This window comes from Streptococcus parasanguinis, from assembly GCF_001578955.1.
GTDB classification, from domain to species: Bacteria; Bacillota; Bacilli; order Lactobacillales; family Streptococcaceae; genus Streptococcus; species Streptococcus parasanguinis_U.
In genome coordinates this window covers 697,553-705,222 of sequence record NZ_KQ969689.1, presented here as the reverse complement: position 1 = coordinate 705,222, position 7,670 = coordinate 697,553, and the positions used below count along the sequence as shown (strand labels likewise).

At 41.6% G+C, this 7,670-nt stretch carries 9 protein-coding genes and 1 pseudogene; 4 read left to right on the top strand and 6 right to left on the bottom strand.

Annotated features, from left to right (window positions below; translation table 11 throughout):
* The 3 genes from asnS to SPADD19_RS03380 form a co-directional block, all read right to left on the bottom strand.
* Positions 1–1,188, bottom strand: a 1,188-nt coding sequence (gene asnS, locus SPADD19_RS03390) for an asparagine--tRNA ligase (RefSeq protein WP_164905827.1), incomplete at its 3' end; no start/stop codon positions are given.
* Positions 1,189–1,336: 148 nt separating this feature from the next.
* The gene (locus SPADD19_RS03385; protein ID WP_061455205.1) at positions 1,337–2,515 is read right to left on the bottom strand and encodes a pyridoxal phosphate-dependent aminotransferase; all 1,179 of its coding nucleotides are present in this window, start codon (positions 2,513–2,515) and stop codon (positions 1,337–1,339) included.
* Positions 2,516–2,531: 16 nt separating this feature from the next.
* Positions 2,532–2,879 carry a cell wall elongation regulator TseB-like domain-containing protein gene (locus tag SPADD19_RS03380; protein ID WP_241496450.1) on the bottom strand — a complete coding sequence of 116 codons (348 nt, stop codon included), beginning with the start codon at positions 2,877–2,879 and terminating at the stop codon, positions 2,532–2,534.
* Between the two features lie 357 nt (positions 2,880–3,236).
* On the opposite strand from SPADD19_RS03380, the gene SPADD19_RS03375 reads away from it, so the two are divergent.
* Entirely contained in the window at positions 3,237–3,683 is a 447-nt protein-coding gene (locus SPADD19_RS03375; protein WP_003001765.1) for a MarR family winged helix-turn-helix transcriptional regulator, read from the top strand.
* 118 nt (positions 3,684–3,801) lie between these two features.
* On the opposite strand, the gene yaaA is transcribed toward SPADD19_RS03375, so the two are convergent.
* On the bottom strand, positions 3,802–4,527 hold the full coding sequence (gene yaaA / locus SPADD19_RS03370) for a peroxide stress protein YaaA (protein WP_061455203.1): 726 nt from the start codon (positions 4,525–4,527) through the stop codon (positions 3,802–3,804).
* Between the two features lie 66 nt (positions 4,528–4,593).
* On the opposite strand from yaaA, the gene SPADD19_RS03365 reads away from it, so the two are divergent.
* The 3 genes from SPADD19_RS03365 (at position 4,594) to SPADD19_RS03355 (ending at position 7,084) form a co-directional block, all read left to right on the top strand.
* Positions 4,594–5,094 carry a DUF1836 domain-containing protein gene (locus SPADD19_RS03365; RefSeq protein ID WP_061455202.1) on the top strand — a complete coding sequence of 167 codons (501 nt, stop codon included), beginning with the start codon at positions 4,594–4,596 and terminating at the stop codon, positions 5,092–5,094.
* Positions 5,069–5,716 carry a PAQR family membrane homeostasis protein TrhA gene (gene trhA, locus SPADD19_RS03360; protein WP_003011253.1) on the top strand — a complete coding sequence of 216 codons (648 nt, stop codon included), beginning with the start codon at positions 5,069–5,071 and terminating at the stop codon, positions 5,714–5,716. The genes SPADD19_RS03365 and trhA overlap by 26 nt, the downstream gene beginning before the upstream one ends.
* A gap of 63 nt (positions 5,717–5,779) precedes the next feature.
* Positions 5,780–7,084, top strand: coding sequence for an aminotransferase-like domain-containing protein (locus SPADD19_RS03355; RefSeq protein WP_061455201.1), 1,305 nt, complete (start codon positions 5,780–5,782; stop codon positions 7,082–7,084).
* Between the two features lie 18 nt (positions 7,085–7,102).
* On the opposite strand, the gene SPADD19_RS03350 is transcribed toward SPADD19_RS03355, so the two are convergent.
* Both SPADD19_RS03350 and SPADD19_RS03345 read right to left on the bottom strand, forming a co-directional pair.
* Positions 7,103–7,351: a hypothetical protein gene (locus SPADD19_RS03350; RefSeq protein WP_003001593.1), complete on the bottom strand. Its 249-nt coding sequence runs from the start codon at positions 7,349–7,351 to the stop codon at positions 7,103–7,105.
* A 91-nt stretch (positions 7,352–7,442) separates the two neighbouring features.
* Positions 7,443–7,670, bottom strand: a pseudogene (locus tag SPADD19_RS03345) (ABC transporter ATP-binding protein); the annotation flags it as partial.

Sequence of the window (7,670 nt, the reverse complement as noted above, 5' to 3'; positions counted from 1 at the left end):
ACGATCCATGCCAAGAGATTCCATCTTCGCAACAAGTGCGTCGTAGTCTTCCTCACGCATCGAACCACCGATGATTTCTCCGTAGCCTTCTGGTGCGAGCAAATCTGCACAAAGCACGCGGTCTGGGTTACCAGGAACTGGCTTCATATAGAAGGCCTTGATGTCAGCTGGATAGTTGATCACGAAGGTTGGCACACCAAAGTGGTTTGAAATCCATGTTTCATGTGGTGAACCGAAGTCATCTCCATGTTCCAAATGCTCATAATCCGCATCTTCATCGTTTTCATGCTCTTGCAAGAGATCAATCGCTTCATCATAAGTGATCCGTTTGAATGGCTCAGCAATGTAGCGTTTCAAGAGCTCTGTATCACGCTCCAATGTTTCCAAGGCTTGAGGAGCACGGTCCAGAACACCTTGAAGAAGGGCTTTGACATAAGCTTCTTGTAAGTCAAGTGATTCATCGTGCGTCAAGTAAGAGTACTCAGCGTCCATCATCCAGAACTCAGTCAAGTGACGACGAGTTTTTGATTTTTCAGCACGGAATACTGGACCAAAGTCAAAGACGCGACCAAGGGCCATAGCTCCGGCTTCCAGATAAAGCTGACCTGATTGGCTCAAGTAGGCTGGTGTTCCGAAGTAGTCTGTTTCGAAAAGTTCTGTAGAATCTTCTGCAGCATTTCCTGAAAGAATTGGACTATCAAACTTCATGAAGCCATTCTTATCAAAGAACTCATACGTCGCATAGATAATGGCATTACGGATTTGCATGACAGCGACTTGTTTACGTGAACGCAACCACAAGTGGCGGTTATCCATCAAGAAGTCTGTCCCGTGTTCTTTTGGAGTGATTGGGTAATCTTGAGATTCACCGATGACTTCGATGTCCGTAATATCCAATTCGTAACCAAATTTAGAACGCTCGTCTTCTTTGACAATACCAGTCACAAACACTGATGTTTCTTGGCTCAAGCGTTTAATGGTGTCAAATTTTTCAAGACCCACTTCTTCGCCGAATTTTTCGATAAAGTTTGGTTTAAAAGCCACACCTTGGAAAAAGGCAGTCCCGTCACGCAATTGCAAGAAAGCAATTTTTCCTTTACCTGATTTGTTGGCCACCCAAGCACCGATGGTCACTTCTTGACCAACATAGTCTTTTACTTCGATGATAGTAATCCGTTTTGTCATCATTCATCTTCCTTTTCTCGTTAAACTTGTCCGAAGACATTATCTTCTTAATTGTATCATAAAAAGGCTTTCAGTGCTAGATTCTACCTGTGAAAACCAGATATTTTTTAAAGAAAAAGATCCTCAGCTCATTACTAAGGATCTTACGATTTTATTTTTCCATAAAGGCCTTGAGTCGGCGAACAGCTTCTTTAAGGGTATCCAAATCTGTCGCATAAGACAAGCGAACATTTTCAGGGGCACCAAAGCCAGCTCCCGTTACTAAAGCAACCTCTGCTTCTTCTAAAATGGCTGTGGTAAATTCCGTCACATCCGTATAGCCCTTTATCTCCATGGCTTTCTTCACATTTGGGAAGAGATAGAAGGCTCCTTGAGGTTTGATGGCTTCAAAACCAGGCACTTCATTCAACAAAGGATAAATAGTATTCAATCGCTCTTCAAAAGCTTGACGCATGATCTCAATAGAAGATTGATCTCCTGTGAGGGCTTCGATTGCGGCATATTGGGAAACGGTTGTTAAGTTGGAAGTTGTTTGGCTGATTACCTTGGCCATGGCTCCAATAATCTCTGGATCACCCACAGCAAAACCAACCCGCCAACCAGTCATAGCATAGGTTTTAGAAACTCCGTTAATCACGATGGTTTGCTTGCGAATCGCTTCTGATAAGCTAGAAATTGGCGTAAAGGTGTTGCCATTATAGACCAAGCGCCCATAGATATCGTCTGCCAAAATCAAGATGTCATGTTCGACAGCCCAATTTCCAATTGCTTCGAGCTCTTCTTTACTGTAGATCATTCCTGTTGGATTGGATGGCGAATTTAGCAAGGCCACCTTGGTCTTGTCTGTCCGTGCTGCTTCCAATTGCTCTACCGTTGCTTTGAAGTGATTTTCTTCTGTTGTTTGGAAAGTAACAGGTGTTCCTTCTACCATCTTGACCTGGTCTACATAAGAAACCCAGCAAGGTGTTGGAATGATGACTTCATCACCTGGATTGATAACAGATGTAAAGAAAGCATAAAGAATAAACTTGGCTCCAGTACCAACCACTACTTCATCGCGGTTCACAGCATAGCCATAGAACTCTTTCATATAGTCACTAATGGCATCCTTCAATTCTGGAAGTCCAGATGCTACCGTATAAAAGCTAGCGCGACCATCCTCGATGGAGGCGACTGCTGCTTCTTGAATATTTTTTGGAGTCGCAAAGTCAGGTTGACCCAGGGTCAAACTTAAGATATCACGACCTTCTGCTGCCAAAGCTTTGGCACGCGCATTTGCAGCCAAGGTCACACTTTCTTCCATTTCCAATACACGATTTGATAATCTCATATTTCCTCCTCAAATCTTAAAAAACACCAATGACTTTCCCAGTCTTGAAATCCACCACATAATAAGAGCTCCCAGCCTTGACTTCCCAGATTGGTTTGCCTTTAAAGCGACCAAAAGATACACGATCAATCGCGTCCTGACTCTCCTCTTTGACGACGGAAGCTGCCTCTTTGGAGCTAACTCCTTCTTTCAAAGGGTAGGTATAGACTGCTTCATCCGCCTGCCCCACCAAAACCGCTAGATCTTGCCCCTCTTGGTCCTTGCCAATAAAGGAAAGATAGGCTTCTCTGCCATGAAAGAAACTCTCCGTCTCAATGGTCGCAATCGAAGAGTGAGACAGAGCTATTTTTCTTGCTTGTGCCATTTGATCCTGCAAGCGATCAGAAGTTTTTTCAGCAAGAAATAGCCAAGAAAAAAGGACCGTCAACACTAAGATACAGATTCCTATTATATGTTGCCATATGATAAAAAGATTATTTTTCTGTTTCACTCCCCCATTATACACCAAAGCCACCTAGAATTCTATAGATTTTCAAGAAAGAATTGTTACTAATATTTCATACCTGTTACAATGTTTTAGTATAAAATTGTTTGATAAACAAACTAAAATTAACACCTTGTATATTTTATGTTCATAGTTCAATAAATTTGTCACAATTTTGTAACTAATTTGAAAATAAAATTAAACGACAGAAACACTATTTATTGATAAAATATAGATATGGAAAATTTAAAGAGATTATTCAAAGAAGCAAACGTAGATTTAAAAACCATGATCGTCTTCCACAAGGCAGAACGATTGATCCGTGCGTCTGAGGCTCATATCTTTAAAAAGCACCAGTTGACACCAACTCAATTCTCTGTACTTGAGACCTTGTACAGCAAAGGCGATCTCCGCATTCAAGATCTGATTGATAGCATTCTTGCGACCTCTGGAAATATGACTGTGGTTATTCGCAATATGGTCCGCGATGGTTGGATTACACGCGAAACCGATCCAGAAGACCGCCGTGCTTATCTAGTATCTATTACAGATGCCGGTCGTAAAAAGATCGAAGAAGCTCTTCCAGATCATATCAAAAATATTCAACGCTTGATGCAAGTCTTTAATAGTGGCGAGCAAGCTGAGTTGACAGAACTCTTGAAGAAATTCAAACATATCGCCTAAGCCTACTGCTCAAGACGATTCTGACTCCAAAATCCTCTATTTTGGAGTTTTCATCGTGCATTCTCTTTATCTAACAGATCAAAAAAATATTCCTGACGCTTCTCAGGAATATTTTTATTTATTCTTTCACAAAGACCCATTCCTTCTCTTGCGATAAATCCTTACGATAAGAGAAACCTGCCACTTCTAGTGATTTCAGATCTTCTAGCTGGGTGATTTCTTTCTTAATCATAGCTGTCACCATGGCCCCACGTGCTTTTTTTGAAATCGTCGAGTGAATCTTCAGTGTCCCACCACGATTCTCCATGAATTTGATCCGAGTCATTCGCTCACGAATAGCTTTTGAGAAGACCTGTTCAAACTCAGAAGACAAAAGGGATAAGATCTGTTTCTCACCTTCTACTGCCTGATCATAGTCCTCTTTCCAGAATGCCTTTAGAGATTTTCCAGCTGGTTTTAGCTTCATCATAAAATCTAAGCGATGGGGAGCAATTCCTTCATAGGCAGGTAGTACACCGTATAAAGCAGTCGTGATCAACAAATGCTCCTGCAGATAAGTCTGCTCTTTTTCGGATAAGTCTTGACGCTCAATACTACGATACATAAGGCCATCAAACAGTTCCAAAGCAGGATAGGTCTTGGCACTCCCAGCTAACAGAGCCTCAATTCTTTCCTTTTCTACTAGAGCTCTTTCCTCTGAGATCCCGTAAAAGGTCGCTAATTCTTCTAGGGAGAATGCCCTCAAAGCTTGGAGGATGGTTTTTGTGTTCTCTGACAAGGGTTGGGGCTCGACGATACGAGCCTGTTCGTTCAGTTCTTTGGCGGATGGAATTAATAGTTTCATAGGTCTATTGTACCATATTTTTCAAATTTTCTTGACAGGAGTTTTTATTAATGTTATTATCTAGTTATGAAAACTAGATTAAAGAAAGGTGAAGATTTAGTGTCCGCTTTTTCCTATCCAACGTGGGAGCAACTGCCTGAGCTAGACCTCTATCTCGATCAGGTCCTACTTTATGTCAATAAAACCTGTGCACCTGTCCTCTCTTCTTCAGACAAGGGCTTGACGGCTGCCATGATCAACAATTACGTAAAACATGGTTACGTCGAAAAACCAGATAAGAAGAAATACCAGCGTAGACAGGTGGCTCGTTTGATCGCTATTACAACCTTAAAAACAGTCTTTTCTATTCAAGAGATCGCTTCTACCTTAAATTTCTTACAGGACCAGGCAAGCTCAGATCTTCTCTATAATAGCTTTGTCGCTTATCTCAATGAGCAAAAAGAACCAATCGCTCCCATCATTCGCTCTGCCTGTCAGACAGTTCAACTTTATCTTGAAACACTATCTTATATTCAACCAGTAAAAACGGAGGAAGAAACTGATGAATTACACCATGAAACTAAGTAAAAAATTATCCTTTGGAGAAGAGATCGCCAATAGCGTAACCCACGCTGTTGGCGCCCTCCTCATGTTGATCTTACTTCCAATTTCAGCAGTCTATAGTTTTGAGCAACACGGTCTCCTCAGTGCTTTTGGGACTTCTATCTTTGTGATCAGTCTCTTTTTGATGTTTCTGTCTTCGACCGTCTACCATGCCATGTCTTACGATTCACCTCAAAAGTATGTGCTTCGTATTATCGATCATTCCATGATCTACATTGCGATCGCAGGTAGTTACACACCGGTTGTCCTCACCTTAATGAACAACTGGATGGGCTACAGCATTATCTTGATTCAATGGGGGACCACCATCTTTGGTATTCTCTACAAAATCTTTGCCAAAAAAGTCAATGAAAAGTTCAGTCTCGCTCTTTACTTGATCATGGGCTGGTTGGTCATCTTTATTATTCCCCAAATCGTTAGCCAAACCAATCCGATCTTCTGGGGTCTCATGCTCATGGGCGGTCTGTGCTACACGGTTGGAGCTGGCTTTTATGCTAAGAAAAAACCATACTTCCACATGATTTGGCACCTCTTCATCCTGGCAGCTTCTGCTCTTCAGTATTTAGCCATCGTTTACTTTATGTAATACGCTCACCACTCTTCGGAGTGGTTTTTTTGTGATTTTTTCTGTACAATAGAAAAAAACTGTATGGGGACAGTCAGGATGAAGACGAGCAAATACCAACAAATTATTCATGTACTAAAAAAAGCCATTCAAGATGGCGAACTGGAAACCGGACAGAAAATTCCTTCTGTTCGTCAGTTAGCCAGTCAATTTTCTTGTAGTAAGGACACGGTGCAACGAGCCTTGCTGGACTTGACTTACCAGCACTTCCTCTATGCTAAGCCTCAAAGTGGCTACTATGTTTTGGAGCAAGAACCTAATCGACATGAGGATCTTCCACTAAAATTAGAGAAAGACCGCAACCAAGCTTTCGAGGATTTCCGAACCTGTATCAATGAAACCTTGATTGGACGGGAGAATTATCTCTTCAACAACTTTTCGGACCAAGCAGGCTTACTAGAGGTACGCCAATCGATCCAAGGCTTATTGAAGGAAGAAAGTATTTATACGACTGAAAATCAAATTGTTTTGACTGCTGGTACCCAGCAGGCCCTTAATATCCTCAGCCAGATTGACTTTCCCAATAAAAAGTCTCAGATCTTAATCGAGCAACCGACTTATCATCGGATGAACCAACTCTTAGATTCGCAGCAACTTGCCTACCGGACCATTCAACGTAATTTAACGGGGATTGATCTTGAGGATCTTGAAGAGATTTTCAAAAGTGGCCATATCAAATTCTTCTACACGATCCCTCGTTTTCACTATCCGCTTGGTCATAGCTATTCGACCAAGCAGAAAGAAGCGATCTTGCAACTTGCTGACCAATATGATGTCTACCTTGTTGAGGACGACTATTTGGGAGATCTTGATGGCAGCAATGCTCCATCTTTTCATTATTTGGATCAAAAGAACCGGGTCATCTATATCAAATCCTTTTCGACCAATCTCTTTTCTGCTCTTCGCATCACTTCCATGATCCTTCCCCAAGCCCTTCTTAAGCCGGTCTTGACCTATAAGTCGATTCTGGACTATGATAGCAATCTCATCATGCAAAAGGCCTTGAGTCTCTACATTGATAACGGTATGTATCTGACCAATAAAAAGCGACTCCTAGCCAGAAAAAAAGAGGAAGAAGCTAGTCTAAAGACCTTGATGGATCAGTCTTCTCTTCTCCCTTATCTGACCCTGACCCACGATGGGATCCTACTAGATCTTCATCAGGTCAAATCTCTTGCTGCCTTAAAACACAGTGGACTCCCGCTTGATTTCTTTGAAGCAGCCTACATCACTTCTTGTCCTTATCAACTCGCTAAGATTAAATCAGCAGATGTGGCCAATGTTTTACCAAAGCTGACGACTTTTTTTGAAAGAGAAACCCTCGTATAAACTATACGAGGGTCTTTCTTATTTCTTCAATTGCTCATAGATCAGTTTGGCATTTTGAAGACCGATCCGATAATCGAGACGAATTAGGCGAATCGCTTCCATCTCTGGTTCTTTGAGGTACTTCTCTCTTTGTTCCTTGGAAATACTACCTGGTTTTAGAAGATAGTGGGTAAATTGATTTCTGACTTTATTGAGCTCAACTTGAAGGGTGAAATAAAGTCCAAATAAGACAATGACAACTCCCATCAGGATCAGATCGTTTGACATGGTGTATGCTCCCTTTTTCTGTTCTTTTCTATATTTTACAGCTTTCAAGAAAGAAAAACAAGGTTAAATTTGCATTTAGATCTTGTTTTCCTTATTTCATCATACCGGCCTGAAGGTCATACATTTTCTTATACGTTCCTCCTAGAGCAATGAGTTGGTCGTGGTTGCCTGATTCGATGATTTTTCCTTTATCGAGAACATAGATGCAATCGGCATCTTGGATGGTAGAAAGGCGATGAGCAATGGCAATGGTTGTCCGCCCTTGGCGCATTTTCTTCAGAGAGTTTTGGATCATCTCTTCCGTCTCTTGGTCGATATT